The 25104-nt window shown below is 68.0% G+C and carries 21 protein-coding genes; 11 read left to right on the top strand and 10 right to left on the bottom strand.

Translation table 11 applies throughout. The features are described 5' to 3' along the window. The first annotated feature begins 175 nt into the window (after positions 1 to 175). From AAG801_RS19360 to AAG801_RS19340, 5 genes are all read left to right on the top strand, one after another. A complete protein-coding gene (locus AAG801_RS19360; protein WP_192195531.1) occupies positions 176 to 454 on the top strand; it encodes a hypothetical protein in 279 nt (92 codons plus the stop codon). 289 nt (positions 455 to 743) lie between these two features. Beyond that, positions 744 to 965: a hypothetical protein gene (locus AAG801_RS19355; protein WP_341889811.1), complete on the top strand. Its 222-nt coding sequence runs from the start codon at positions 744 to 746 to the stop codon at positions 963 to 965. 217 nt (positions 966 to 1182) lie between these two features. Next, positions 1183 to 1935, top strand: a complete 753-nt coding sequence (locus AAG801_RS19350) for a hypothetical protein (RefSeq protein WP_341889810.1) — start codon at positions 1183 to 1185, stop codon at positions 1933 to 1935. Positions 1936 to 1959: 24 nt separating this feature from the next. After that, entirely contained in the window at positions 1960 to 4725 is a 2766-nt protein-coding gene (gene mgtA / locus AAG801_RS19345; protein WP_341889809.1) for a magnesium-translocating P-type ATPase, read from the top strand. Between the two features lie 99 nt (positions 4726 to 4824). Beyond that, a complete protein-coding gene (locus AAG801_RS19340) occupies positions 4825 to 5541 on the top strand; it encodes an MgtC/SapB family protein (RefSeq protein ID WP_341889808.1) in 717 nt (238 codons plus the stop codon). Here AAG801_RS19340 and AAG801_RS19335 read toward each other — a convergent pair whose 3' ends face one another. The 4 genes from AAG801_RS19335 to xdhC form a co-directional block, all read right to left on the bottom strand. Continuing rightward, on the bottom strand, positions 5542 to 6984 hold the full coding sequence (locus AAG801_RS19335; protein ID WP_099795700.1) for an NAD-dependent succinate-semialdehyde dehydrogenase: 1443 nt from the start codon (positions 6982 to 6984) through the stop codon (positions 5542 to 5544). Positions 6985 to 7159: 175 nt separating this feature from the next. Then, positions 7160 to 8500: a glycerate kinase gene (locus tag AAG801_RS19330; protein WP_341889807.1), complete on the bottom strand. Its 1341-nt coding sequence runs from the start codon at positions 8498 to 8500 to the stop codon at positions 7160 to 7162. Between the two features lie 69 nt (positions 8501 to 8569). Beyond that, positions 8570 to 9781, bottom strand: coding sequence for a urate hydroxylase PuuD (locus AAG801_RS19325; protein WP_341889806.1), 1212 nt, complete (start codon positions 9779 to 9781; stop codon positions 8570 to 8572). A gap of 214 nt (positions 9782 to 9995) precedes the next feature. Continuing rightward, positions 9996 to 10802, bottom strand: a complete 807-nt coding sequence (xdhC, locus tag AAG801_RS19320) for a xanthine dehydrogenase accessory protein XdhC (RefSeq protein ID WP_341889805.1) — start codon at positions 10800 to 10802, stop codon at positions 9996 to 9998. 116 nt (positions 10803 to 10918) lie between these two features. On the opposite strand from xdhC, the gene AAG801_RS19315 reads away from it, so the two are divergent. Further along, positions 10919 to 11422: a hypothetical protein gene (locus tag AAG801_RS19315; protein ID WP_341889804.1), complete on the top strand. Its 504-nt coding sequence runs from the start codon at positions 10919 to 10921 to the stop codon at positions 11420 to 11422. A gap of 2 nt (positions 11423 to 11424) precedes the next feature. Here AAG801_RS19315 and uraH read toward each other — a convergent pair whose 3' ends face one another. After that, the gene (gene uraH, locus AAG801_RS19310) at positions 11425 to 11775 is read right to left on the bottom strand and encodes a hydroxyisourate hydrolase (RefSeq protein WP_070061690.1); all 351 of its coding nucleotides are present in this window, start codon (positions 11773 to 11775) and stop codon (positions 11425 to 11427) included. 108 nt (positions 11776 to 11883) lie between these two features. On the opposite strand from uraH, the gene AAG801_RS19305 reads away from it, so the two are divergent. From AAG801_RS19305 to AAG801_RS19285, 5 genes are all read left to right on the top strand, one after another. After that, complete coding sequence (locus AAG801_RS19305) at positions 11884 to 12558, top strand: GntR family transcriptional regulator (RefSeq protein ID WP_056574067.1); 675 nt, start codon at positions 11884 to 11886, stop codon at positions 12556 to 12558. A gap of 8 nt (positions 12559 to 12566) precedes the next feature. Continuing rightward, positions 12567 to 13529, top strand: a complete 963-nt coding sequence (gene puuE, locus AAG801_RS19300) for an allantoinase PuuE (RefSeq protein WP_341889803.1) — start codon at positions 12567 to 12569, stop codon at positions 13527 to 13529. Then, positions 13526 to 15313, top strand: coding sequence for a 2-oxo-4-hydroxy-4-carboxy-5-ureidoimidazoline decarboxylase (uraD, locus tag AAG801_RS19295; RefSeq protein WP_341889802.1), 1788 nt, complete (start codon positions 13526 to 13528; stop codon positions 15311 to 15313). Before puuE ends, uraD begins: the two co-directional genes overlap by 4 nt. A gap of 23 nt (positions 15314 to 15336) precedes the next feature. Next, positions 15337 to 16563 (top strand): ArgE/DapE family deacylase, encoded by a 1227-nt coding sequence (locus AAG801_RS19290; RefSeq protein WP_101492699.1) that lies wholly within the window; start codon positions 15337 to 15339, stop codon positions 16561 to 16563. A gap of 345 nt (positions 16564 to 16908) precedes the next feature. Beyond that, positions 16909 to 18609, top strand: coding sequence for an S-layer protein (locus AAG801_RS19285; RefSeq protein WP_341889801.1), 1701 nt, complete (start codon positions 16909 to 16911; stop codon positions 18607 to 18609). A 39-nt stretch (positions 18610 to 18648) separates the two neighbouring features. Here AAG801_RS19285 and AAG801_RS19280 read toward each other — a convergent pair whose 3' ends face one another. The 5 genes from AAG801_RS19280 to AAG801_RS19260 all read right to left on the bottom strand — a co-directional run. Further along, complete coding sequence (locus tag AAG801_RS19280; protein ID WP_341889800.1) at positions 18649 to 19929, bottom strand: NHL repeat-containing protein; 1281 nt, start codon at positions 19927 to 19929, stop codon at positions 18649 to 18651. 226 nt (positions 19930 to 20155) lie between these two features. Then, the gene (locus AAG801_RS19275; RefSeq protein WP_341889799.1) at positions 20156 to 21670 is read right to left on the bottom strand and encodes a PepSY-associated TM helix domain-containing protein; all 1515 of its coding nucleotides are present in this window, start codon (positions 21668 to 21670) and stop codon (positions 20156 to 20158) included. Next, the gene (locus AAG801_RS19270; RefSeq protein WP_341889818.1) at positions 21667 to 21957 is read right to left on the bottom strand and encodes a DUF3649 domain-containing protein; all 291 of its coding nucleotides are present in this window, start codon (positions 21955 to 21957) and stop codon (positions 21667 to 21669) included. The genes AAG801_RS19275 and AAG801_RS19270 overlap by 4 nt, the downstream gene beginning before the upstream one ends. 8 nt (positions 21958 to 21965) lie before the next feature. After that, on the bottom strand, positions 21966 to 24440 hold the full coding sequence (locus AAG801_RS19265) for a TonB-dependent siderophore receptor (RefSeq protein ID WP_341889798.1): 2475 nt from the start codon (positions 24438 to 24440) through the stop codon (positions 21966 to 21968). Between the two features lie 154 nt (positions 24441 to 24594). After that, positions 24595 to 25104: FecR domain-containing protein (locus AAG801_RS19260; protein WP_341889797.1), on the bottom strand; the 510-nt coding region annotated here is incomplete at its 5' end.

Below are 25104 nucleotides of genomic sequence, written 5' to 3'. Positions count from 1 at the left end.
GACAGGCGTTCGGCATAGGCCGTCCTACCCATGGCATCCCCCCGTCAGGGGATGCACCATGGGAGCAGAGGCCGACAGCGCCGCCCTCTCCTGCGAAGGCTCCCATATCTTCGGTATCGCCTGACACATCTTCTTGCGCTTCACTACGACCCTTGGTCCATGCAGAGGAGTCACGATGCCCCGACCCAGTCTTCACAGCGCGAGCATCACGCTGAAATTGCCCTTCGACATGAGCGCCGCGCAAGAAGTCGCCGCCCTGCGCGCCGCAGGCATCCCGGTGGACGACCTGGGCAATGCGATATCGGGCTTCTTGTTCGTGCGCTTCAGCGACGGCTGGCGCGGCGACACGAACATCTACCGCTGGTTTCCGACCCCCATCGAACGCAGCGCGAACCAGCCCCAGCTCCACGCCACACAACCGCGACGCAGTCTCTCGCTTCAGGCCAAGGGTTGACGCTGGCAATGATGCGGTGCAACAATCCGGAAATCATCATTTCGGAGCCCCGTGCGTGGACAGTGCCAGTTGGATCAGTGACAAGACGCGTGCCTCGGCAGGCGTGACACCCCCGGCCCTCTAGCGCAGGCAGCTCCCGCGCTTGCGGCCGCCGTGTCCGCAGCGCGAACCCCTTGCCCCACGGGCAAGCGGCTCCCCCTACCGATTTCCGTTGTTCTTCGTCGCTGACTTTTTCAGTCAGCTTGCGTGCGTCCGTGCGCGAGGCCCTTCAGCGTGAAGGAGCCTTGTAATGCGCCAGTTTCAAATTCGTCCGTTGCATCCGCAGACGCGACCGTCGCACGGTCGCCCGTCGGCGCACGCCGCTGCGCCGGCGCCTGCACGCGTGAACCCCGCGCCGCACGTCGACGACGAGCAGGCCCTGGACCGCGCCGCCGCGCTGTGGACCACGCGCCGCATCCGCAGCTTCCTGCTGCTGCTCGAGCAGCCCGGCCACGGCACCACGCGCCGCTGAAGCCCGCCCCTGCCACTCTCACCGAACAGGAGGCCCCCATGGACCCGGACCCTTGCTTGCGCCGCTGTGCGCCGCCTTCTTCCTTGCCCGATCGATCCCCCATTCACCTCGCAGCCTGCCGCGCTGCGGAGGAGCGCCGCCGGCTGACTGCTGAGTAAGCAAGTCGTCACGGGCGTTTCTTCCTTCGCGGCGCGCCGCACCCGAAGGAGAAACTCCCATGACCCGCGAACGCCTGCGGCGTGTCGTGCGGACGGCCACGGCCGCCCGTTCCAACGCCCGCCCCTTTGCCTCCCGCCGCCCCGCGCCAAGCCGCGCCTGGGTCGCCACGCTCTGCGGCCTGGCCGCCACGCAAACCCACGCCGCTGGCGGACACCATTCGGTGGACGACGCCGCCATCCTCGATCCGGGCCAGTGCCAGATCGAGACCTGGGGCGGTCAGCGCCTCGCGCACCTCGGTCCGGCCTGCCGTGTCGGCCCGGTCGAGCTGGGCCTGAACCTCGAGCGTGAGCACAACGCCGACGGCCGCACCGTGCGCGCCGGCCCGCAGATCAAGTGGGCCTTCGCGCTCACCGACACGCTGAGCACCGGCGTGCTGGCCTCGGCCTCGTGGCAACGCAGTGCGACGAATGCGGGCGACCGTGCCTCGCTGCGCCTCACCGACGGCAGCGTGGTGATCCCCGTCACCTGGCAGTTCGACGACCAATGGCGCGCCCACCTGAACCTGGGCCGCGACTTCCATCGCGCACAGCCGAGCACCAGCCACTCGGGCGCGGCGCTCGAATGGGCCGCGCTGCCCGCACTGTCGTTCGTGGCCGAGCGCTTCCGCGAAGGCGGGCGCAACGCCTGGCGCGCCGGCCTGCGCTGGACGGCCACCCCGTCCGTCAACGTCGATCTGAGCCACGCACGCGACCTGCGCCACGACGGCCCGCGCGGCTGGACGCTGGGCCTCACCTGGGCGTTCGCTCGCTGAGCGCCCCCACACAGGAGAAGAAAAATGAAGAACGTCCTGAAGTCCTTTTTCGAAAGCTTCCTGCGCAGCCGTCACATGCTGCATCACTTCGAGCGCTGGCAGACGCTGCTGAGCGCCAAGCCCAGCAGCCTCGGCTCGGCCGCGATGCCGCCCGAGATCGCCAAGGCGCTGGCCGCCGCCTCGCACACCGACGCGGGCGAGGTGCTGGTGCGCCTGAACAGCTCGTCGCAAGGCCTGAGCGAAGCCCACGCGCTGGCGCTGCGCAAGCGGCTGGGCAGCAACGAGGTGCGCCACGAACAGCCGCTGCCGTGGTGGAACCACCTGTGGCAGTGCTACCGCAACCCCTTCAACCTGCTGCTGACGGTGCTCGCGCTGGTCTCCTACATCACCGAGGACACGAAGGCCACGGTGGTGATCGGCAGCATGGTGCTGCTGTCGACCGTGCTGCGCTTCCTGCAGGAGTCGCGCTCCAACAAGGCCGCCGACCGGCTCAAGGCGATGGTCAGCAACACCTCGACGGTGCTGCGCCCCGCGCCCGGCGAGAAGGCCGGACGCGCCGGTGACGACGGCTTCGACCTCGCGCACACCGGCACGCAGCGCATGGAAGTGCCGATGCGCGACCTCGTGCCCGGCGACGTGATCGCGCTGTCGGCCGGCGACATGATCCCGGCCGATGCGCGCCTGCTCTCGGCGAAAGACCTGTTCATCAGCCAGTCGGCACTCACCGGCGAATCGATGCCGGTGGAAAAGTTCGCCGCCACCGCGGCCGACCACCAGGCCGGCGTACTCGAGCGCGACAACCTGCTCTTCATGGGCACCAACGTGATCAGCGGCACCGCCACGGCCGTGATCGTGCACACGGGCGAGCGCACCTTCTTCGGCGCGCTGGCGCAGCGCGTGAGCGCGATCGATCGAGGCACTACTGCCTTCCAGGCCGGCATCAACCGCGTGAGCTGGCTGCTGATCCGCTTCATGCTGGTGATGGCGCCGCTGGTGCTGGTGATCAACGGCGTGACCAAGGGCGACTGGTGGGAGGCGGCGCTGTTCGCGCTGTCGATCGCGGTCGGCCTCACGCCCGAGATGCTGCCGATGATCGTGACCGCCACGCTGGCCAAGGGCGCGGTCGTGATGTCGCGCCAGAAGGTGATCGTGAAGCGGCTCGAGGCCATTCACAACTTCGGCGCGATGGACGTGCTGTGCACCGACAAGACCGGCACGCTGACGCAGGACCGCATCGTGCTCGAACGCCACACCAACGCCTGGGGCGAAGACTCCGACCACGTGCTGCAGCAGGCCTACCTCAACAGCTTTCACCAGACCGGGCTGAAGAACCTGCTCGACAAGGCCGTGCTCAGCCACGCCGAGGTACAGCTCGACGCGCAGCTGCAGACCAGCTGGCGCAAGGTCGACGAGGTGCCCTTCGACTTCTCGCGCCGCCGCATGTCGGTGGTGGTGGCGCACGGCGACGACGAGCACCTGCTGATCTGCAAGGGCGCGCTCGAAGAGATCCTGTCGGTGTGCACCTCGGTCGAACGCGGTGCCGAAGTGCTCGCACTCGACGCCGACGTGATGGCGCGCATCCACCGCGTGGCCTCGGAGCTCAATGCCCAGGGCCTGCGCGTGGTGGCCGTGGCCAGCCGCACGCTGCACGCCGATGCGCGCAAGCCGGCCTACAGCGTGGCCGACGAAGCGGGGCTCACGTTGCTGGGCTACGTGGCCTTTCTCGATCCGCCGAAGGAATCGACCGCGCCCGCGCTGCTGGCGCTGGCCGCGCACGGCGTGGCAGTGAAGGTGCTGACCGGCGACAACGAGCTGGTCACGCGCAAGGTCTGCGGCGACGTCAGCATCGACGCCGGGCGCATGGTGCTGGGCCACGAGGTCGAGCGCATGAACGAGGCCGAGCTGCGGCAGGTGGTGGAAATGCGCCAGGTGTTCGCCAAGCTCACGCCCGCGCACAAGGAACGCATCGTGCAGGCGCTGCATGCCAACGGCCACGTGGTCGGCTTCATGGGCGACGGCATCAACGACGCGCCCGCGCTGCGTGCCGCCGACATCGGCATCTCGGTGGACGGTGCGGTGGACGTGGCCAAGGAATCCGCCGACATCATCCTGCTCGAGAAGAGCCTGATGGTGCTGGAGCAAGGCGTGATCGAAGGCCGCCGCACCTTCGCCAACATGCTCAAGTACATCAAGATCACGGCCAGCTCGAACTTCGGCAACGTGTTCTCGGTGCTGGTGGCGAGTGCCTTCCTGCCCTTCCTGCCGATGCTGCCGCTGCACCTGCTGGTGCAGAACCTGCTGTACGACGTGTCGCAGATCGCGATCCCGTTCGACAACGTGGACGAGGAATTTTTGAAGACGCCGCAGCGCTGGAACCCGGCCGACCTGGGCCGCTTCATGGTGTTCTTCGGGCCGCTGAGCTCGGTGTTCGACATCCTCACCTTCACCGTGATGTGGTTCGTGTTCGCGACCAATTCGGTGGAGCACCAGACGCTGTTCCAGTCGGGCTGGTTCATCGAAGGCCTGCTGTCGCAGACGCTCATCGTGCACCTGATCCGCACGCGCAAGATTCCGTTTTTGCAAAGCCGCGCGGCCTGGCCGCTGCTGGCCATGGGCGCGGCGATTGCGGCAGTCGGCATCTGGCTGCCGATGGGGCCGCTGGCGCACTACTTCAAGCTGCAGGCGCTGCCGCTCGCGTACTTCCCGTGGCTGGTGCTGATGCTGGTCGGCTACGCGACGCTGACGCAGGCGGTGAAGGGTTGGTACGCGCGCCGGTACGGCTGGCAGTAAGAACAAGCATCAAGCATCACCCGGCGAACGCAGGGTCGCGGCTGTCACACAAGGCCGCTACCCTGCTTCGCACACAGAGGATCAGGAGGATCACTCACCATGGAAGCCATCCGCAACATCAACCTGCACTCGCTGCTGAACACCTTCATCAGCGTGGGCGCGGCCTTTCTGCTCGGCTCGCTGATCGGCTTCGAACGCCAGATGCGCCAGCGCACCGCGGGACTGCGCACCAACACACTCGTGGCCGTGGGCGCCGCCGTGTTCGTCGACATGGCGGCCCGCCTGGGCGGCCCCGACGGCTCGGTGCGCGTGGTCGCCTACGTGGTCTCGGGCATCGGTTTTCTGGGCGCGGGCGCGATCATGAAAGAAGGCGCCAACATCACGGGCCTGAACACGGCCGCCACGCTGTGGGGGTCGGCCGCAGTGGGCGCCTGCGCGGGCGCCAACCTGCTGGGCGAAGCACTGATCGCGGCGCTGTTCGTGCTCGCGAGCAACACGCTGCTGCGCCCGGTGGTGAACCGCATCAACCGCCGCCCGGTGCACGAGGAATCGAGCGAGGCAACGTACACGGTGCGCGTGATCTGCTCACGCGCGGCGCGGCCCGAGGTGATGGACCAGCTGCTGGTGCAACTGGAAGCCGCGAACTACCCGGTGCGCGACATCGACCAGCACGCCTTCGGGCAGGCCGACACGGAGATTGCTGCGACGCTCTACGCCACCGCGGTCGAGCCCGAGGAGCTCGACCAGGTGATCACGGAACTGGAAGCGCTTGAAGGCGTCCAGCAGGCGTTCTGGAACGCCTCCGCCGAAGACTAGTTAAACGCCGAGGATCGAAACGGCCTTGGTGTTCAAGTAGGCCTCGATCGCCTCGGGGCCACCTTCCGAACCGTAGCCCGAATCCTTCACGCCGCCGAACGGCATTTCCGGCGAAGGCGTGGCGGGCTGGTTGATCCACAGCATGCCGAGCTCGAGCTTCTGGCTCAGCAGGTGCGCGCTCTTGATCGACTTGGTGAAGGCGTAACCGGCCAGACCGAAAGGCAGGCGGTTGGCTTCGGTGATGGCTTCTTCAAGCGTGTCGAAGCCGCGGATCGCGGCGATGGGGCCGAAGGGTTCGTTGTTGAACACGTCGGCGTCCAGCGGCACGTCGGTGATGACGGTGGGTGCGAAGAAGTTGCCGGTGTCGCCGACACGGTCGCCGCCGGTGGCGATGGTGGCGCCCTTCTTGCGCGCGTCTTCCAGCACGTGGGCCATGGCCGTGAGGCGGCGGGCGTTGGCCAGCGGGCCGAGGTTGGTGCCTTCGGCCAGGCCGTCGCCCATCTTCAGGCCTTCGGCGTGCTTGACCAGCAGGCTCGCGAACTCATGGCGCAGGCTGTTGTGCACCAGGAAGCGGGTCGGCGAGATGCAGACCTGGCCCGCGTTGCGGAACTTGGCGGCACCGGCGGCCTTGACGGCCAGCGCCACGTCGGCGTCTTCGGCCACGATCACCGGGGCGTGACCGCCCAGTTCCATCGTGACGCGCTTCATGTGCGAACCGGCCAGCGCGGCCAGCTGCTTGCCGACCGGGGTGGAGCCGGTGAACGTGACCTTGCGGATGATCGGGTGCGCAATCAGGTAGCTCGAGATCTCACCCGGGTTGCCGAACACGAGGCCCACGACGCCGCCCGGAATGCCGGCGTCGACAAAGGCCTTCAGCAGCGCGGCCGGCGAGGCCGGGGTTTCTTCGGGCGCCTTCACCAGGAAGGAGCAGCCGGTGGCGAGCGCGGCGCCGAGCTTGCGCACGATCTGGTTGACGGGGAAGTTCCACGGCGTGAAAGCCGCGACCGGGCCGACCGGCTCCTTGATGACCAGCTGCTGCGCGGCCAGGTTGCGCGAGGGCACGATGCGGCCGTACACGCGGCGGCCTTCGTCGGCGAACCACTCGATGATGTCGGCGGCGGCCATCATTTCGACCTTGGCTTCACCCAGCGGCTTGCCTTGTTCCTGCGTCAGCAGCTTGGCGATGTCCAGGGCGCGTTCGCGGATCAGGCCGGCGGCGCGGCGCATCACGGCGGCGCGCTCGTTGGCGGGCGTGTCGCGCCAGGCTTCGAAGCCGCGCTGGGCGGCGGCCAGGGCACGGTCGAGGTCGACGATGCTGGCGTGCGCCACCTTGCCGATGGCCTTGCCGGTGGCGGGGTTCAGCACGTCGAGCGTCTTGCCGTCGGCGGCGTCGACCCATTGGCCGTCGATCAGCAGGCGGGTGTCGGTGTAGGTGGCGGTCATGGCGAACTCTTTCCTTCGAGGACTGGATGGTGAAAACGAAACGGGAAATCGGGCGCGCGGCGCGGCACCCCGTGGGGGTGCGCATGCGACAACGGCGGCCAAGCGCCGCCGGGGGCCGTAGATTAACCTGAGTTCACAAAGCTTGCCCGAGCCCCCGTTGGGTGCCTGAGCGCGCCTACAGCACGAGGATCGCGCGGAAGTCGTTGACGTTGGTGTTCGTCGGACCGGTCACGAACAGGTCGCCAATGGCGTCGAAGTAGCCGTAGGCGTCGTTGCGGTCGAGGTGATCGGACAGCTTCTTGCCCTGCGCCGTGGCGCGCGCCAGGGTGTCGGGCGTGACGAAGGCGCCGGCGTTGTCTTCCACGCCGTCGATGCCGTCGGTGTCGGCGGCCAGCGCCCACACCTGCGGCTGGCCCATGAGCGCGCCCGCCAGGCCCATGCAGAACTCGCCGGCCCGCCCGCCGCGGCCCTTGGCCTGGCCGGGCTGGCGCGCACGGATGGTCACCGTGGTCTCGCCGCCCGACAGGATGACGCAGGGCCGCGCGAACGGCGCGCCGCGCAGCGCCACGGCCCGCGCGAGCGCCCCGTGCACCTTGCCGACTTCGCGCGATTCGCCTTCGATCTCGTCGCTGAGGATGTGCGCCTCGAGGCCGGCAGCGCGCGCGGCTGCGGCGGCGGCTTCGAGCGACTGCTGCGGCGTGGCGATCATGTGCGTGCTGTGGCCGGTGAACGCGGCGTCGTCGGGCTTGGGCGTTTCGAGCGCGCCGCTGTCGAGCTGCGCGCGCACGGGCGCCGGCACCTCGATGCCGTAGCGGTCGAGGATGGCGAGCGCGTCGGCGCAGGTGGTGGCGTCGGGCACGGTGGGGCCGCTGGCGATCACGGCCGGGTCGTCGCCGGGCACGTCGCTGATGGTGAGCGTCACCACGCGCGCCGGCGCGCAGGCCGCCGCAAGCCGGCCGCCCTTGATGCGCGACAGGTGCTTGCGCACGCAGTTCATCTCGCCGATGTGGGCGCCGCTGTCGAGCAACTGCTTGTTGATGCGCTGCTTGTCGGCCAGCGTGAGGCCTTCGGCCGGCAGCACCAGCAGCGACGAGCCGCCGCCGGAGATGAGGCACAGCACGAGGTCGTCGGCCGTGAGGCCCTGCGTGAGCGCGAGGATGCGCTCGGCCGCCTGCTGGCCGGCCGCGTCGGGCACGGGGTGCGCGGCCTCGACGATCTCGATGCGCTGCGGCACGCCTTCGGGGCGCGGCGGAATGTGGTCATAGCGCGTGACGACGAGGCCCGACAGCGGCGCGTCGGCCGGCCACAGCGCTTCGAGCGCCTGCACCATCGAGCCGCCGGCCTTGCCGGCGCCCAGCACCACGGTACGGCCCTTGGGCGGTTTCGGCAGATGGGCGCCCAGCGTGGACAGCGGCAGTGCGCGGTCCACCGCCACGCGGTACAGGTGTTCGAGAAAAGCGCGCGGGGCTTCGCGCGGATCGGGAGCTGTTGCTGAGGGCGAGGTCGATGCGGTCATGGCTTGCGTGTTGTCTCCATTCGGCGATTGTGCGACGACCGGCGGCCCGCCCTCGCAGGCCACGGCCTGCTAGTTCGTCTTGGCGCCGGCCTGGAACCAGCGGCTGATCAACGCCCGCTCTTCGTCGGTGATGTTGGTCGCGTTGTTCATCGGCATGATCTTGGTCACCACGACCTGCTGGTAGATCGCCTGGGCATGCGCCGTCACCTGGTCGGGCGTGTCGACGCGCACGTTCTTCATCTGCACGGCCGCGCCGTGGCACATGAAGCAGCGCTGCTCGAGCACCTTCTGCACGTCCTGGTAGGCCACGGCGGGCACGGCCTGGGCGGCGCTGGCCGCGACCGGCGCTGCCGGCTCGGGCTTCATCCACACGATCGTGAGGCCCAGCACCGCGATGCCGACCATGGCGTAGGGCAGCGGGTTGCCCGCGTTGCCCAGCTTGAAGCGGTGGCGCACCACGAAGAACTGCCGGATGGCCGCGCCGCCGAGCATGATCAGCAGCAGCACGATCCAGTTGTACTTGTGCGTGTAGGTGAAGCTGTAGTGGTTGCTCAGCATCGCGAACAGCACCGGCAGCGTGAAGTAGGTGTTGTGCACGCTGCGCTGCTTGCCGCGCTGGCCGTGCACCGGATCGACCGGCCGGCCTTCGCGCAGCGCCTTCACGTTCTTGCGCTGGCCCGGGATGATCCAGAAGAACACGTTGCCGCTCATGGTGGTGGCCATCATGGCGCCCACCAGCAGGAAGGCCGCACGGCCCGCGAACCACTGGCAGGCCAGCCAGGTCGCGAAGACGATGAAGATCGCGATCAGCACGCCGACGATGGTGTCGCCGTTCTTGCGGCGCCCGAAGATCTGGCAGATGCCGTCGTAGACCATCCAGAACACGACGAAGAAAGCCAGCGCCACGGCAATGGCGGCGCCGGGCTGCCAGTCCATCTTGCTCTTGTCGATGAGGTACGTGCTCGCGTTCCACAGGTACGACATGGTGAACAGCGCAAAGCCCGTGAGCCACGTCGAGTAGCTCTCCCAGTACGACCAGTGCAGGTGGTCGGGCAGCTTCTTGGGCGCCAGTGCGTACTTCTGGCTGTTGTAGAAACCGCCGCCGTGCACGGCCCATTGCTCGCCGCCCACGCCCTTGTCGAGCGATTCCTGGTCCTGCGGCTTCTCGAGGCTGTTGTCCAGCATCACGAAGTAGAAGGAGGCGCCGATCCAGGCGATGGCGGTGATGACGTGGACCCAGCGCAGCAGCAGGTTGGCCCAGTCGAGGTAATAGCTTTCCATGTGCTCTCTCGCAACCCTCTAGACGCGTGGGGCGTCGATGAGGGGTTTCAGCCTGCTCACCACTGCGGGCGCTGTAAGCAGAGAAAGTGCCGCGAACGCAGGTCCGTTGAAAACGACCTCGCTCCGCTGCGGCTTGTTGTGGACCGAAAGTGTATACAGTTTTGACACGAGGCGGGATGCTATTTGCGGCGTTGCCGCCAAGGGAAAACCCTGTTCAGCCCAGCGATTGCAACAACTGTGCCGCCACGGCGACCGCGATCACCTCGGGCTCCTTGCCCGTGATGCCGGGCACGCCGATCGGGCACGTGACGTGCGCCAGCTCGTCGGCCGTGAAGCCGCGCGCTTCCAGCCGGTGGCGGAAGGTGGCCCATTTGGTCTTGCTGCCGATGAGGCCGATGTAGGGCAGGTCGTTGCGCGTGCGCAAACGCTTCAGGCAGGCGATGACGATGTCGAGGTCTTCGGCGTGGCTGAAGCTCATGATCAGCACGCGGCTGCCGGGCGCGAGCGCGGCCACCGCGTCCTGCACAGGCTCGGAGTGCTCGGTGTCGATCTGCGCGGGTAGCGCGTCGGGGAACACGCCGTCGCGGCTGTCGATCCAGCGCACCGAGAACGGCAACACGGCCAGCAGGCGCGCCAATGCAGCACCCACGTGGCCGCCGCCGAACAACGCCACGGGTTCGAGTTGCGCGACCAGTTCTTTCTGCAGCGCGGGCGCGTCGGCCGCGCCGATGCGCCGGTAGGTGAGGAACATCACGCCGCCGCAGCACTGCCCCAGGCTCGGGCCCAGCGGGTAGCGCTGCACGCCGTCAAGGCTGCGCGTGCCGGCCAGGATCTCGCGTGCTTCCTGCGTGGCCTGGAACTCCAGCTGCCCGCCGCCGATGGTGGCCGTGAGCCCGTCGGCCCACACGGCCATCCAGGTGCCGGCCTCGCGCGGGGCCGAGCCCTGCGTCGATTCGACGCGCACCAGAACCGCGTCCTCATATTGAAGACGTGCCAGCAATTGATCGACCGCACCGGTCATTCGAAAACCTCCGCGCTCCGCGCTGCGGTGCGAGCTTGCTTGGGGCGGCCCGGCGCTGCGCATGCCCGATACCTTCGGTTGCCTGGACCGCAACGACTCACGGTATAACCCCGGCGATGATGACGAACCGCCAGCTTACGCCGCGCCGCCTCGCCTGGGCCGCCACTGTTCTTTCCGCCTTGTGGCTCGCCGGCTGCGGCTCGACGGGCTCGGTGCCCGGCCAGCTGAGCGGTGCCAGCAACGCACAGGGCAGCGGGCCCGCACCGCGCGCTTCGAGCGCAGCCACCGCGCGCGACTACCGCCGCGACGCCGCCCGCCACATCTACAACGCCAACGCCTCGCGCATCTACAAGGGCCAGATGCCGCCCCTGCTGTACGCGGTCGGCACCCTGCAGGTGAACCTCGACACCGGCGGCAAGGTGGTCTCGATGCACTGGATGCGCGCGCCCAAGCACGCGCCCGAGGTGATCGCCGAGATCGAGCGCACCGTGCTGCAGGCCGCGCCCTTCCCGCCCGCCCAGCGCCTGGGCGCGGTCACGTGGACCGACACTTGGCTGTGGGACAAGAGCGGGCGCTTCCAGCTCGACACGCTCACCGAAGGTCAACAGCAAGGCGACTGACCTCAGGAGCCGCGGTACGTGGAGTAGCTCCACGGGCTCACGAGCAGGGGCACGTGGTAGTGCTGGTCGGTGTGCGCCACGCCGAAGTCCAGCGCCACCTTGTTCAGGAAGTTCGGCTCCGGCAGCGTCACGCCGCGGGCCTTGAAATAACCCGCCACGTCGAACACCAAGCGGTAGGTGCCGACCTTGATCGAGTTGTTGTCGTACAGCGGGCCGTCGCTGCGGCCGTCCGAATTCAGCGTGAAGCGCTTCACCAGCGTCGCGGCGTCGCCGTCGGTGGTGTACAGCGCCACCTCCATGCCGGCCGCGGGGCCGCCGTGCATCGTGTCCAGTACGTGAGTGCTCAAACCCATGGGGCGTTCCTTCAAAAAATGGTGCCGGATCGGTGAGATCGGGGGGACCAGAGGGGTGGGAAATTCCGGTGGACAAAAGTGTATACAGTTACCGGCTTTGGGTCTATCATGAAAAACATGGAGTCCTCCACCACCCGTTCGATCGTCGATGCCCTCACGAAGGCCATCGTCGAGCACCGCCTTCAGCCCGGCACCAAGCTCGCCGAGCAGAAGCTGGCCGATCACTTCGGCGTGTCGCGCACGCTGGTGCGCCAGGCGCTGTTCCAGCTCTCGCAAAACAAGCTGATCCGGCTCGAGCCGGCGCGCGGGGCCTTCGTGGCCGCGCCCGCCGTCGACGAGGCCAAGCAGGTGTTCGCCGTGCGCCGTATGCTCGAGGCCGAAATGACGCGCGCCTTCGTGCGCAGCGTCACGCCGGCCAAGATCAAGGCGCTCAAGGAGCACGTGGCGCTCGAGAAATCGGCCGTCGGCGGTGAAGACGTGTCGGGCCGCACCGAGCTCTTGGGCGACTTCCACGTGCGCATGGCCGAACTCATGGGCAACCAGGTGCTGGCGCAAATATTGGGCGAGCTGATCTCGCGCTGCGCCCTCATCACGCTCATGTACCAGAGCACCAGCGCCGCCGAGCACTCCAACGACGAGCACGCCGACATCGTGAAGGCGCTGGCCGCGCGCGACGAAGAACTCGCCGTGCGCCTCATGACCGAGCACCTGGAACACGTCGAGGCCAACCTCACCTTCGACCGCAAGGTCCCGACCAACGACATCTCCCTCGCGTTGTCCTGATCCACACCATGACTGTCTACGACACCACCCTGCCCTACCCACGTGACCTCGTCGGCTACGGCCGCAACCCGCCCCACGCCCACTGGCCCGGCGGCGCGCGCGTGGCGGTGCAGTTCGTCCTCAACTACGAAGAAGGCGGCGAGAACGCCACGCTGCACGGCGACGCGGGCTCGGAGCAGTTTCTTTCCGAGATGTTCAACCCGGCGAGCTTCCCCGACCGGCACATCAGCATGGAAGGCATCTACGAGTACGGCTCGCGCGCCGGCGTGTGGCGCATCCTGCGCGAGTTCGAAAAGCGCGGCCTGCCGCTCACCGTGTTCGGCGTGGGCATGGCACTGGAGCGCTACCCCGAGCTCACGGCCGCCTTCAAGGAACTCGGCCACGAAATCGCCTGCCACGGCTGGCGCTGGATTCACTACCAGAACCTCGACGAAGCCACCGAGCGCGAGCACATGCGCCTGGGCATGGAAGCCATCGAAAAGCTCACCGGTGAGCGCGCGCTCGGCTGGTACACCGGCCGCGACAGCCCGCGCACGCGCCGCCTCGTGGCCGACTACGGCGGCTTCGAGTACGACAGCGACTACTACGGCGACGACCTGCCCTTCTGGATGAAGGTGCAGAAGACCGACGGCAGCGTGGTGCCGCAGCTCATCGTGCCCTACACGCTCGACGTGAACGACATGCGCTTTGCACTGCCGCAGGGCTACTCGCACGCCGACCCGTTCTTCCAGTACATGAAGGACACCTTCGACGCGCTGTACGCCGAAGGCGACCCGAACGGCGACGACAGCCCCAAGATGATGAGCATCGGCATGCACTGCCGCCTGCTCGGCCGCCCCGGCCGCATCACGGCGCTGCAGCGTTTTCTCGATCACATCGCCACACACGACAAGGTCTGGGTCTGCCGCCGCGTCGACATCGCGCGCCACTGGAAGCAGGCGCACCCCTTCGAAGCCGGAGCCGCATCATGAGCACCCCTCTCCTCACCCTTGCCCAACTCAACGCCGCCGGGCCGGCCTCTGCCGTCGCCATGCTCGACGGCGTGTACGAGCACTCGCCCTGGATCGCGCAGCGCGCGCTGGTGCAGCGCCCCTTCCGTTCGCTCGCGCACCTCAAGCACGCGCTGGTGCAGGCGCTGGCTGCGTCGTCGGCCGACGAGCAGATCGGCCTCATCCGCGCCCACCCCGAGCTCGCCGGCAAGGCCATGGTCAGCAAGACGCTCACCGCCGAGTCGACCAACGAGCAGAACAAGGCCGGCCTGACCGACTGCACGCCCGAAGAGTTCGCGCAGATCCAGAAGCTCAACGCCGACTACAACGCCAAGTTCGGCTTCCCGTTCATCCTGGCCGTGCGCGGTCCGCGCGGCACGGGCCTGGCCAAGCGCGAGATCATCGAGACCTTCGCGCGCCGGCTGCACAACCACCCGAGCTTCGAACTCGGCGAGGCGCTGCGCAACATCCATCGCATCGCCGAGATCCGCCTGAACGACAAATTCGGTGCCGACATCACGCTCGGCAACGACGTGTGGGACTGGCAGGAGCAGCTGTCGGTGCATACCGACCCCGGCTATGCCGAGAAGGGCCAGCTCACCGTGACGTACCTGACCGACGCGCACCGCGCCTGCGCCGCGAACATTTCGGGCTGGATGCGCGACTGCGGCTTCGACTCCGTGCACATCGATGCGGTCGGCAACGTGGTCGGCCGCTACGAAGGCGCCAAGCCCGATGCCAAGACCCTGCTCACCGGCTCGCACTACGACACCGTGCGCAACGGCGGCAAGTACGACGGCCGCCTGGGCATCTTCGTGCCCATGGCCTGCGTGCGCGAACTCAAGCGCCAGAACCGCCGCCTGCCCTTCGCCTTCGAAGTCGTCGGCTTCGCCGAAGAAGAAGGCCAGCGCTACAAGGCCACCTTCCTCGGCTCGGGCGCGCTCATCGGCCACTTCGACACGCGCTGGCTCGACCAGAAAGATGCCGACGGCATCACCATGCGCGAGGCCATGCAGCACGCCGGCCTGCAGGAAGAAGACATTCCGAAGATCCAGCGCGACCCCGCGCGTTACCTCGGTTTTGTCGAGGTGCACATCGAGCAGGGCCCCGTGCTCACCGAGCTCGACCTGCCGCTGGGCATCGTCACCTCCATCAACGGCAGTGTGCGCTACGTGGGCGAAGTCATCGGCATGGCCAGCCACGCCGGCACCACGCCCATGGACCGCCGCCGCGACGCCGCCGCGGCCGTGGCCGAACTCATCCTGTACACCGAGCAGCGCGCCGCGAAAGACGGCGACTCGGTCGGCACCGTCGGCATGCTCGAAGTGCCGAGCGGCTCCATCAACGTCGTGCCCGGCCGCTGCAAGTTCAGCCTCGACCTGCGCGCGCCCAACAACACGCAGCGCGACGCGCTGGCGAACGACGTGGTCGCCGCACTGAAGGACATCTGCGAACGCCGCAGCGTGCGCTACGAGCTCGAGGAAACCATGCGCGCCGCCGCCGCGCCGAGCGCACCGGCCTGGCAGCAGCGCTGGGAACAGGCCGTTGATGCACTGGGCATTCCCCTCTTTCGCATGCCCAGCGGCGCCGGCCACGACGCCATGAAGCTGCACGAGGTGATGCCGCAGGCCATGCTCTTCGTGCGCGGCATCAACTCGGGCATCAGCCACAACCCGCTCGAGTCGAGCACCAACGACGACATTCAATTGGCCGTGCAAGCGTTCCAGCTCCTCCTGGACAACCTCGCCGCCGAACAAGCCCACTGACCGATTACAGAAGAACAACCACCATGACCGACTACGCCAAACTCGACGCCTGGATCGACGCCCACTTCGACGAGGAAGTGCAGTTCCTGCAGCAACTGGTGCAGGTGCCCACCGACACGCCGCCCGGCAACAACGCGCCGCACGCCGAGCGCACCGCCGAGCTGCTGAAAGACTTCGGCCTCGATGCCGAGAAGCACGCCGTGCCCGCGCAAGAGGTGAAGGACTACGGCCTCGAATCGATCACCAACCTGATCGTGCGCCGCAAATACGGCAATGGCGGCCGCACCGTCGCGCTCAACGCCCACGGCGACGTGGTGCCGCCCGGCGAAGGCTGGACGCACGACCCGTATGGCGGCGAGATCGTCGATGGCAGCCTGTACGGCCGCGCCGCCGCCGTCAGCAAGAGCGACTTCGCCAGCTTCACCTTCGCGCTGCGCGCGCTCGAAGCCGTGGCCAAGCCCACCAAGGGCAGCATCGAACTGCACTTCACCTACGACGAAGAGTTCGGCGGCATCCTCGGCCCGGGCTGGTTGCTCGAGAAGGGCCTGACCAAGCCCGACCTCATGATCGCGGCCGGCTTCAGCTACGAAGTGGTCACCGCCCACAACGGCTGCCTGCAGATGGAAGTGACCGTGCACGGCAAGATGGCGCACGCCGCCGTGCCCACCACCGGCATCGACGCGCTGCAGGGCGCCACGAAGATCTTGAATGCGCTGTACGCGCAGAACACGCTCTACCAGCAAGTCACGTCGAAGGTCGAGGGCATCACGCATCCCTACCTGAACGTGGGCCGCATCGAGGGTGGCACCAACACCAACGTCGTGCCCGGCAAGGTCGTGTTCAAGCTCGACCGCCGCATGATCCCCGAAGAGAACCCGGTCGAGGTCGAAGCCAACATCCGCCAGGTGATCGCCGATGCCGCCGCCGAGAGCGCGGGCATCACGGTCGACATCAAGCGCATGCTGCTCGCCAATTCGATGAAGCCGCTGGCCGGCAACCAACCGCTGGTCGATGCGATCCAGAAGCACGGCGGCGAGCTGTTCGGCGAGCCGATCAAGGCCATGGGCACGCCGCTGTACACCGACGTGCGCCTGTACGTCGAAGCCGGCATTCCGGGCGTGATCTACGGCGCCGGCCCGCGCACCGTGCTCGAGTCGCACGCCAAGCGCAGCGACGAACGCGTGGTGCTCGAAGACCTGCGCCGCGCGACCAAGGTGGTGGCGCGCACGCTGAGCGATCTGCTGGCCTAAGAAGGTGCGAACGAACCCGCCATGTCCGCTCATCCCGCCCAGACACGCCCCCTCTGCGTTGCAAATGCTCGCCATAGCCCGAGCTATGGCTGCGCTTTGCGCCTTGAGGGGACGCGCCTGAGCGTGCTGCTCGGCCACGCCGGATTCATTCACACCTTCTGAGCGCCCGAAACCCGTTGAAAGTACACGCCTTCGGGTGTGAACTTTCATCGCAGTTTCATCGAAGCGTCACGACAGGATTTCAGACTCCGGGCTTCTTCGGCGGATGTGTGTTCACGCACTCCGCCTCATTGAAATCCCGAAGCGGCGGCCCGCCATGCGCTGGCCGTTGCTGTTTGTGTCGCCATGAAAATCCTGCCTCCCGCGCCCCGCTTTCGCACGTCCCTTTTCTCGACCCTCGCGCTCGGCGCGGCCCTGCTGACCGCGTGCGGCGGCGGCTCCGGCGGCGGTGCGCCGTTCGCCGGCCTGCCCATCGCACCGCCGGCCCCAGCACCGGCGCCCTCGCCCGCCACACCACCGCCGCCACCGGCCGCGCCCGCCGGCCGCTGGACCGTCGGCGACCTGCACGTCCACACCATCCAGTCGGAGGACACGCAGCAGATTTCCACGCTCGACCAGGTGCTCGCCAAGGCCTTCGACACCTTCGGCCTCGACTGGGTCGCGCTCTCGGACCACCTGCGCCTGTCTTCCTATGACAACGACGGCCGCAAGCTCGACCCGGCGATTCCGTTCTCGCGAGGCATGGCCCTCTATCAGGTGCCGCGCATCAAGGCACTGCAGGCCGGCGGCAAGTACGCCGACAAGACGATCTTCGCGTCCTTCGAATGGGACATGGCCACGCACGACCACGGCAACGTCGGCATCCTGACCGACAGCCCGATGTCCGACGCGGCGCTCAAGGCCGTGAGCCAGTTCGAATACCTGTTCACCAACCGCGACCCCGCGCTGTTCCCGCCTGCCGACGTCGCGGCCTGGAACGCCAAGGACGCACGCGCCTCCACGACGCACGAAGACGTGCTCAAGGCCATCGCGTGGCTCAAGAAGAACTACCCCGACTCCAGCTACCTGCAGATCAACCACCCCTCGCGCAGCCCCGGCAAATACACGGCCACCCAGTTGCGCGAGATGAACGATGCCGCGCCCGACATCGTGTTCTCGCTCGAGGGCATGGTCGGCAACCAGATGGAGCCCGACCGCGGCGGCTACGAAAGCGCCTACACGCCGGCCAACCTGCCCTCGCGCACCTACGGCGGCGTCGACTACCTCGTCGCCAAACTCGGTGGCACCTGGGACGCCCTGCTGTCCGAAGGCCGCCACATCTGGAACACGGCCGATTCCGACTACCACTTCACGACCTCGAAGGGCTTGTACAGCAGCGGCTACGCGCCCGGCGAGTACGCGAAGAACCACCTCTGGGGCGACATCAAGGACCCGAAGTCGCTGCTCACGGCGATGCGTTCGGGCAAGCTCTTCGCGGTCAACGGCAGCCTGATCAACGCGCTCGACTTCAAGGTCCAAAGCGCCAAGGGCGCCGGCGAGATGGGCACCGAAGTGAGCGCCAGGCCGGGCGAAGACCTGAAGATCACCATCCGCTTCAAGAGCCCCGAGCGCAACAACTTCGAGTACCAGCTCGGCAGCGGCGTGTATGCCAACGTGAAGCCCGTGGTCGACCACATCGACCTCATCGCAGGCGACGTCACCGGCCGTGAACTCCCGGGCACCCCCGGCTACGCGCGCGACACCAACCCGACGACCCGCGTGGTCAAGCGCTTCACCCGCGCCGACTGGACGCTCGACACCGAAGGCTACTTCGCGGTGAGCTACACCGTGAAGGCCGGCAACAACCAGTACTTCCGCCTGCGAGGCACCAACCTCGGCACCGACGTGCCGAACGAAACCGCAGGCGGCGAACCGCTGTTCGATGCACGCACGCCCACGCCGGCCGGTGATGACCCGGTCACGCGCTTCAACGCGATCAATGCGCGCAACTACAACGACCTGTGGTTCTATTCGAATCCGGTGTTCGTGAAGGTGGCGGGGCAGTAGCACCTTTGCGGCCCTGATCGCCAGCCGCATTGCACAGGATCAGGGCATGACCTTGCGAATCAGGCTGTTGCCGTAGTCGGCGACGTAAAGGATGCCATCGCCATCGATCGTGATGCCCGCGGGATTCTGGAACGATGCTGCGGCACCGAGGCCGTCGGTTCGCCCACTGGTCGTGCTCCCCGCCAAGATGGACACCACGCCAGCCGGAGTCATCTCGCGAATCATGTGGTTTACCGCGTCGGCGATATAGATATTGCCGCTGCTGCCCACCGCGACGTCGACCGGAAGGGCGAAGGAAGCTGCAGCGCCCGCTCCATTGCCCGAGCCCGGGGCCCCGCTGCCTGCGAGGGTGGTGACGACGCCGGCTGGCGTGAGCTTGCGAATCAAGTAGTTGTTTCGATCCGCGACATAGAGATCGCCATTGCCGTCGAGCGCCAAGCCTTGTGGGTTACTGAAAGATGCGGCAGCACCAGTTCCGTCGGCACGCCCCTTCGCTCCCGAGCCCGCCAACGTAGTCACGACGCCGGCGGGTGTCACCTTGCGAATGCGGTTGTTCCCGAAGTCCGCGACATACAGGTTGCCACTGCCATCCAGTGCCAGGGCGGCGGGCAGGTCGAACGACGCGGCCACACCGACACCGTCCGCAAAGCCTGACGTCCCGGTTCCAGCCCACGTGGAGACGAGGCCCTCAGGGGTGATCCGGCGGATCAGATGATTACCGGAATCAGCAACATACAAGTTGCCGCTGCGATCCACGGCAATGCCCGTCGGCAAATAGAACGACGCGGCAGAGCCCAGCCCGTCGGCTTTGCCGGCCGTCTTCGTCCCGGCCAAAGTGGTCACGACGCCAGCGGGAGTGATCTTGCGGATCATGTGGTTGTAGTTGTCGGCCACATACATGTTTCCGTTGCTGTCGAACGCGGTGCGAAACGGCCTGTCGAACTCGGCCGCGACACCCGTACCGTCAGCGCTGCCCCGAACGCCGCTCCCCGCCACCGTACTGGTAAGGCCCGATGCCAGGCAGGCGACGCCCACGCCAGAGACTTCGGCATTCACGTTGCTGCCCCTGCCGTGGGTGACCACGCAGTGCTGTGTGTCCGGCTGCGTGCCGACGGTCACCGCGTAGCTGCCGTTCGGGGCCACCGGTGTCGGGAAGCTGAAGCTGCCGTCGACGTAGACGGTGAGCGCGTCGCCCGCGTTGTTGAGCAGCACCACCTGCTGGCCCGGCGCCAGGCCGGACACCGTGCCGGACACGCTGTAGCTGGCTGGTGTAGCTGGTGTAGCTGGCGTGGTGGGCGTGGTGGGCGCGGGGAGTGCCATCGGGAGGAGTGGCGCAGATCCGCCGCCACCCCCTCCCCCGCAGGCCGCCAGGATGCCCATGGCAAGCACGGAAGCCGCGCACCGAAGGCCGGGCCATCGTGAAAGAAGACCGAGAAGGAGAAGCGCGGGAAGAGGTGTGTGCGGCATGGCGGGTTCGGCTCTGCGAGCGTTGTGAAAGCACCGCGAGGCTAGGGACCCGGGGCACCGGGCGCATCGGACTAAAGTCCTAGAGCCGTGCAACCCGCCGCTTCGGGCGCCCGATCCGCATCGCGATGCTCGCCAGCACCAGCGACAGGCCCCACAGCGCAATGTCGAACCCAGTGAGGCCCCCACTCTCGCGAAGCCCCATCACCACGCCGACCCACGGCAGCACCGCCAGCAAGGCCGCACCCGCGGCGAACAGTTCAATCCACGCGCGGTGAACGGGCCTGGCGATCGCGAAGAGCAACACCAGCGCCCAGGCGATGAAGAACAGGTGAATCTCCCATTCGCGCCGGTCCGCGAGTGCCAGCGGGAGCAGCCGATTGCCCCAGAGGAAAGCTGCCATCGCCACGGGCAGCCCCGCGATGGTGGCGACGTTGAGCCGCTCCACGAGCCGGAAACTGAACGCCGGCTTGTCAGTGCCCGTCTGCTTCGCACGCCGCTTGACTGTCCACAGCACCAGCCCGGTGGCCACCATCGCCGTCCCTGCCAGGCTCGAGAGAAAGAACAGCCAGCGCGTCGCGACATCGGCAAAGCGCGCCACATGCAGGCCGTACAACACGCCGCGGGTTTCGGCCGCGGGGCCGGTTTGCTCCCTGACCTGCCGCAACGTGCCGCTAGCGCCGTCGAACACCAGGTAGCGCGGGCTGACGGACACACGCCCCGCGTCACCGCGCACGACACGCACCCGCGACGCGGCATCGCCCGGGTGGTCGACGATCACGCGCGCCACGCTGTCCGTGCCCCAGCGCTGCTGTGCCTCGCGCACCATCGCGCCCACATCGGCGAGCGCGCCGGTCACGCCGCTCGGTGCGCCGGCCGGCAGGAGCGCCGTCATTTCGGCGCGCAGCGCGGGGCGTATCTGCGCGGCTGAAGGCGCGCTGTCGGCGCCCCAGGGCATGTACAGCGTCATGAGCGTCACCAGGCCGGTGTAGGTGATCATCAAATGAAACGGCAGCGCGGTCACCGACAGCGCGTTGTGCGCATCCAGCCATGAACGCTGGCCTTTGCCCCGGCGGAAGGTGAAGAAGTTGGCGAAGATCTTCTTGTGCGTGATCACGCCGCTGACCAGCGCGACCAGCATGAACATGGTCGCCAGGCCCACCAGCCAGCGCGCCGCCACACGCGGCAGGTAGTGCAGCGAGAAATGAAAGTAATAGAAGAACTCGCCGCCGTCGGTCGCGCGCGCAGCCAGTGCCTGGCCCGTCAGCGGGTCGAGCACGGCACGGCCGTCGACCTCGCCGACGCGCCACGACGCGGCCACGACGTTCGTGCGCGCGCCCGCCAGATCGATCACCCATCGGGAGGCGCCCGGCGCGAGCACCTGCAAGGTGGCGACGGCGCGCGCGGCGCTGTCGGCCGCCGCCGGCGGTTGCGTGAGCGCCGGCAGTTCGGGCCGCATCCATTGGGAAATTTCTTCGCGAAAGTAGCTCGCCGCGCCGGTCAGGAACATCGCGTAGAGCAACCAGCCGAACAGCAGGCCGGTCCAGGTGTGCAGGCCGGCCATGGCCTGGCGCAGGCGGGGTGCGGCGGTGCTCATGCGGCGGCCCCCGCCCAGACCTTGCATGCCATGGCCAGCAGCGGCAGCGCGACCAAGGCAAGCCCCAGCCACGCCCGCCGTGCGCTGCGTGCGGCAAACACCCAGATCACCGCGCCCGCGTACACCAGGAAGCTCGCCTGCATGCCGGCGAGCACGGCCTCGGCGGTACCCATGGGCAGCGCCAGCGCCGCCACGCTGGTCAGTGCGGCCAGCGCATAGCCGCCGAACAGCGCGGCCACGATGCGCGACAGCAAGGCGGCCCGGCTGCGGCGCGCGGGGGCGCGCAACACCGGCATCAGAACCGGTAGAGCGCGCTCAGGTTGGCGGTGCGCTCCGCGCTGCGATAGCAGATGCTGCCGTTGCAGTCCAGCAGCGACTGCTTGTTCAGCAGGTTGTTGAGGTTGAGCGAAACGCGCCAGGGCCCGCGGTCGAAGCCGAGCGCCAGGTCGACCATCGCGATGCTCGGGTTCGTGATGTTGGCGTTGCCCGTGTCCCAGGCCGAACGCGCCTTGCCAAGGTAGCGCACGCCGAGGGCGGCAAACGCGCGGGTCGAGTCGCCCACCGGGAACGAATACTTGCCCCACACCGACGCGCTGTGCTTGGGCGCGCTCATCTGCGGCAGGCCCAGGTCGCCGTCGTTGCTGCGCGTGATGCGGGTGTCCAGGTAGGTGTACTGGGCGATCAGGCTGATGTTGTTCGTCACATCGGCCCGGGCTTCGAGCTCGAGCCCGCGCGACCTGACCTGGCCGGTCTGGATGACTTCTCCGGGCGCTTGCGGTGCCGCGGTGGTCACGTTGCTGCGCACGATGTCGAACACCGATGCGGTGTAGCTGGCGTTCTTTGCGGTCGGCTGGTAGCGCACGCCGGCTTCGATCTGCCGGCCCTTCGAAGGCTTCAGCAGATTGCCGTTCAGGTCCTTGCCGATCTCCGGCGAGAAGGACGTGGCGTAGTTCGCATAGGGCGCCCAGCCCGAGTCGAACAGGTACACGACACCGACGCGGCCGGTGGTGGCGCTGGCCGAGGTGTCGTAGATCTCGCTGCTGTCGCCGGTCTTGCCGAAGGTGCGGGTGCCCGTGGCGTCCGCCTTGTCATGCCGCACGCCGGCCGTGAGCACCCAGCGGTCCCATTTGATCTGGTCCTGCAGGTAAAGGCCGACCTGTTTCGTTGGCACCCGGTCGACATACGGGTCGGCGGCCGGCGCGAGCGGCTGGTGCATGTACACGGGCGCGAACAGGTTCATCGGCGACAGCAAGGGGCGGTCGTACGGAAACTCGTCGGTGGTGCGCGACTTGGCGTAGTCGACACCGGCCAGCACGGTGTGCTTCAGCGGGTCGCTGTCGAAGCGGGCCTGCACGCGCGTGTCGAGCAGCAGGCCCTTCCAGTGCGTTTCGCGCGGCGAGAAGCTGCGGTTGAGCGTGTAGCCGTCGGCGCGCAAGCCGCGCGGGAACACGTTGGTCTCGGAACGATCGAGCTCGCTGTAGCGCATGCTCTGCTGCACCGACCAGGTGTCGTTGAAGCTGTGCTCGAACTCGTAGCCGAGCATCTTGTTGTCGCGGCGCCAGCGGTTGTCGTCGCCGCCGACGTTCACGCGTGGGCTCGGCTGGCCGAACACGCCGGGCCGCTCCAGCTGGTTCTGCCAGGCGTAGGCCTGGTTGTCCTTCTGGTAGCGCCCGAGCAGCGTGAGCTTGGTGCTCGCGTTGGGCTGCCATGTGAGGGCGGGCGCAATGAAGAGGCGGTTGTCGCGGTCGTGGTCCAGGCGGGTGTTCGACTCGCGCCCCAGCATGGTGAGGCGGTAGGTCCATTCGCTGTCGCTGCCGAGCGCGCCGGAAAGGTCGGCCTTGAGTTGCTTGCGGTTGTAGCTGCCGTACTCGATGCCGATCTCACGCAGCGTGTCGGCGGTCGGGCGTTTGCTCACGGCGTTGACCATGCCGCCCGGCGGCATCTTGCCGTAGAGCACCGACGCGGGGCCGCGCAGCACTTCGAGCCGTTCGAGGCCGTAGGGCTCGATGGGCGCCGCATAGGAACGGCCCGACGTGAGCAGGCCGTCCATGAAGACACCCGCGGTGCCGAGTTCGAAGCCGCGCAGCAGCGAGAACTCGTCGACCGCCCAGGGCTTCAGGTTGGGCGTGACGCCGGCGGTGTAGCGCAGCGCCTCGTCGAGCGACTCGGCCTTGCGGTCGCCGATTTCGTCGGCGGTGATCACGGAGACCGACTGCGGGTTCTCGATCAACGCGGTGTCGGTCTTGGTGGCCGTGACGCTGCGCCGGGCGACGTAGCCGTTGACCCGGCTGGTGGGCGTTTCGCGCTCGGTCGCGGCGGTCACCGTCACGGGCGACAGCGTGGCGGCGGTGTCGCCCGCGCCGCTGCGCACCGGGGCGCTCGCCTTGCGCAGCACCGAGCCACCGCTGCCGCCGCCGACGACTTCATAACCGCTGCCGCGCAGCACCTGCTCGAAGCCTTCCTGCGCGGTATAGCGCCCGCGCAAGCCCGGGCTGCGCAGCCCGGCGAGCGTGCCGGGTTCGAAGATCAGCGGGACGCCGGCGGCGGCCGCGTACTGCGCCAGCACATCGGCGAGCGGGCCGGCGGCAATCGCAAACTGGCGCGCACCGGTGCCCGCCGGCTCGGCCGCGAACACGGGCGTTGCCACCAGCGCGCCGATGCCGATGGCGCCACCCAATGCCACGCGAACGGCCGCGTGAACTGCGGTGGTGGTGAGGGCGACCGTGAAGGTCCCGAGGTGCCGGTGCCGGCGCGCGTGCTGCGATCCCATGTGTCTGCGTCCTTTGGTGTCTGTGATGGCGGGAGAGCGCATCGGCATCGATGCGTCGTTCCCTCTGACACCGGACGAGACGAAAAAAGTGATCACCTGCGCGCGAATATTTTTCGACCGGCGAGGCGGTCGTGCAGAAAAACCGCGGGCGCCACTAGCGCGGCGCCACGGTGACCCAGTACCGGGTCGTCTGCTCGATGCGCAACGGCAGCGAGCGCGCCAGCAGCGCGAGCCCGGCGTCGGTGTCGGCCAGCGACACGGCGCCCGACACGCGCAGGTCGGCGACCGCCGGATGGCAGCGCAGCACGCCGCTGCGGTAGCGGCCCATTTCGGCGACCACGTCTTCGAGCCGCATGTTCCGCGCGAGCAGCATGCCTTGCTCCCACAGCGTGGCGCTGCTCTCCACGGCGGCCTCGGGGCCGATGCGCCCGGCCTCGAAATCGGCCTGCGTGCCGGCCCGCAGCACGCGCGAGGCGCCGTCCGCCGGGCGGATGTCGACGGCCTGCTCGATCACCGCGACACGGGTGGTGTGGTCGTCGAGGCGGCGCACGCTGAAGCGCGTGCCCCGGGCCCGCACCGTGCCCTGCGGCGTCTGCACCACGAACGGCCGGTAGGTGGGCGACGGGTCGGCATGCGTGGTGACGAGGATCTCGCCCGCCTGCAG

The sequence above is a fragment of the Variovorax sp. YR752 genome (genome assembly GCF_943372545.1).
This window is presented reverse-complemented; position numbering and strand designations above follow the sequence as displayed.

Coding starts and splice junctions, on each gene's coding strand:
- xdhC (WP_341889805.1), bottom strand. CDS start 10,802: ATGACCGGTGCGGTCGATCAATTGCTGGCACGTCTTCAATATGAGGAC.
- mgtA (WP_341889809.1), top strand. CDS start 1,960: ATGAAGAACGTCCTGAAGTCCTTTTTCGAAAGCTTCCTGCGCAGCCGT.
- AAG801_RS19360 (WP_192195531.1), top strand. CDS start 176: ATGCCCCGACCCAGTCTTCACAGCGCGAGCATCACGCTGAAATTGCCC.
- uraD (WP_341889802.1), top strand. CDS start 13,526: ATGAGCACCCCTCTCCTCACCCTTGCCCAACTCAACGCCGCCGGGCCG.
- AAG801_RS19290 (WP_101492699.1), top strand. CDS start 15,337: ATGACCGACTACGCCAAACTCGACGCCTGGATCGACGCCCACTTCGAC.
- AAG801_RS19350 (WP_341889810.1), top strand. CDS start 1,183: ATGACCCGCGAACGCCTGCGGCGTGTCGTGCGGACGGCCACGGCCGCC.
- AAG801_RS19325 (WP_341889806.1), bottom strand. CDS start 9,781: ATGGAAAGCTATTACCTCGACTGGGCCAACCTGCTGCTGCGCTGGGTC.
- AAG801_RS19305 (WP_056574067.1), top strand. CDS start 11,884: ATGAAAAACATGGAGTCCTCCACCACCCGTTCGATCGTCGATGCCCTC.
- AAG801_RS19315 (WP_341889804.1), top strand. CDS start 10,919: ATGATGACGAACCGCCAGCTTACGCCGCGCCGCCTCGCCTGGGCCGCC.
- AAG801_RS19355 (WP_341889811.1), top strand. CDS start 744: ATGCGCCAGTTTCAAATTCGTCCGTTGCATCCGCAGACGCGACCGTCG.
- AAG801_RS19340 (WP_341889808.1), top strand. CDS start 4,825: ATGGAAGCCATCCGCAACATCAACCTGCACTCGCTGCTGAACACCTTC.
- AAG801_RS19275 (WP_341889799.1), bottom strand. CDS start 21,670: ATGAGCACCGCCGCACCCCGCCTGCGCCAGGCCATGGCCGGCCTGCAC.
- AAG801_RS19280 (WP_341889800.1), bottom strand. CDS start 19,929: ATGGCACTCCCCGCGCCCACCACGCCCACCACGCCAGCTACACCAGCT.
- puuE (WP_341889803.1), top strand. CDS start 12,567: ATGACTGTCTACGACACCACCCTGCCCTACCCACGTGACCTCGTCGGC.
- uraH (WP_070061690.1), bottom strand. CDS start 11,775: ATGGGTTTGAGCACTCACGTACTGGACACGATGCACGGCGGCCCCGCG.
- AAG801_RS19265 (WP_341889798.1), bottom strand. CDS start 24,440: ATGGGATCGCAGCACGCGCGCCGGCACCGGCACCTCGGGACCTTCACG.
- AAG801_RS19335 (WP_099795700.1), bottom strand. CDS start 6,984: ATGACCGCCACCTACACCGACACCCGCCTGCTGATCGACGGCCAATGG.
- AAG801_RS19330 (WP_341889807.1), bottom strand. CDS start 8,500: ATGACCGCATCGACCTCGCCCTCAGCAACAGCTCCCGATCCGCGCGAA.
- AAG801_RS19285 (WP_341889801.1), top strand. CDS start 16,909: ATGAAAATCCTGCCTCCCGCGCCCCGCTTTCGCACGTCCCTTTTCTCG.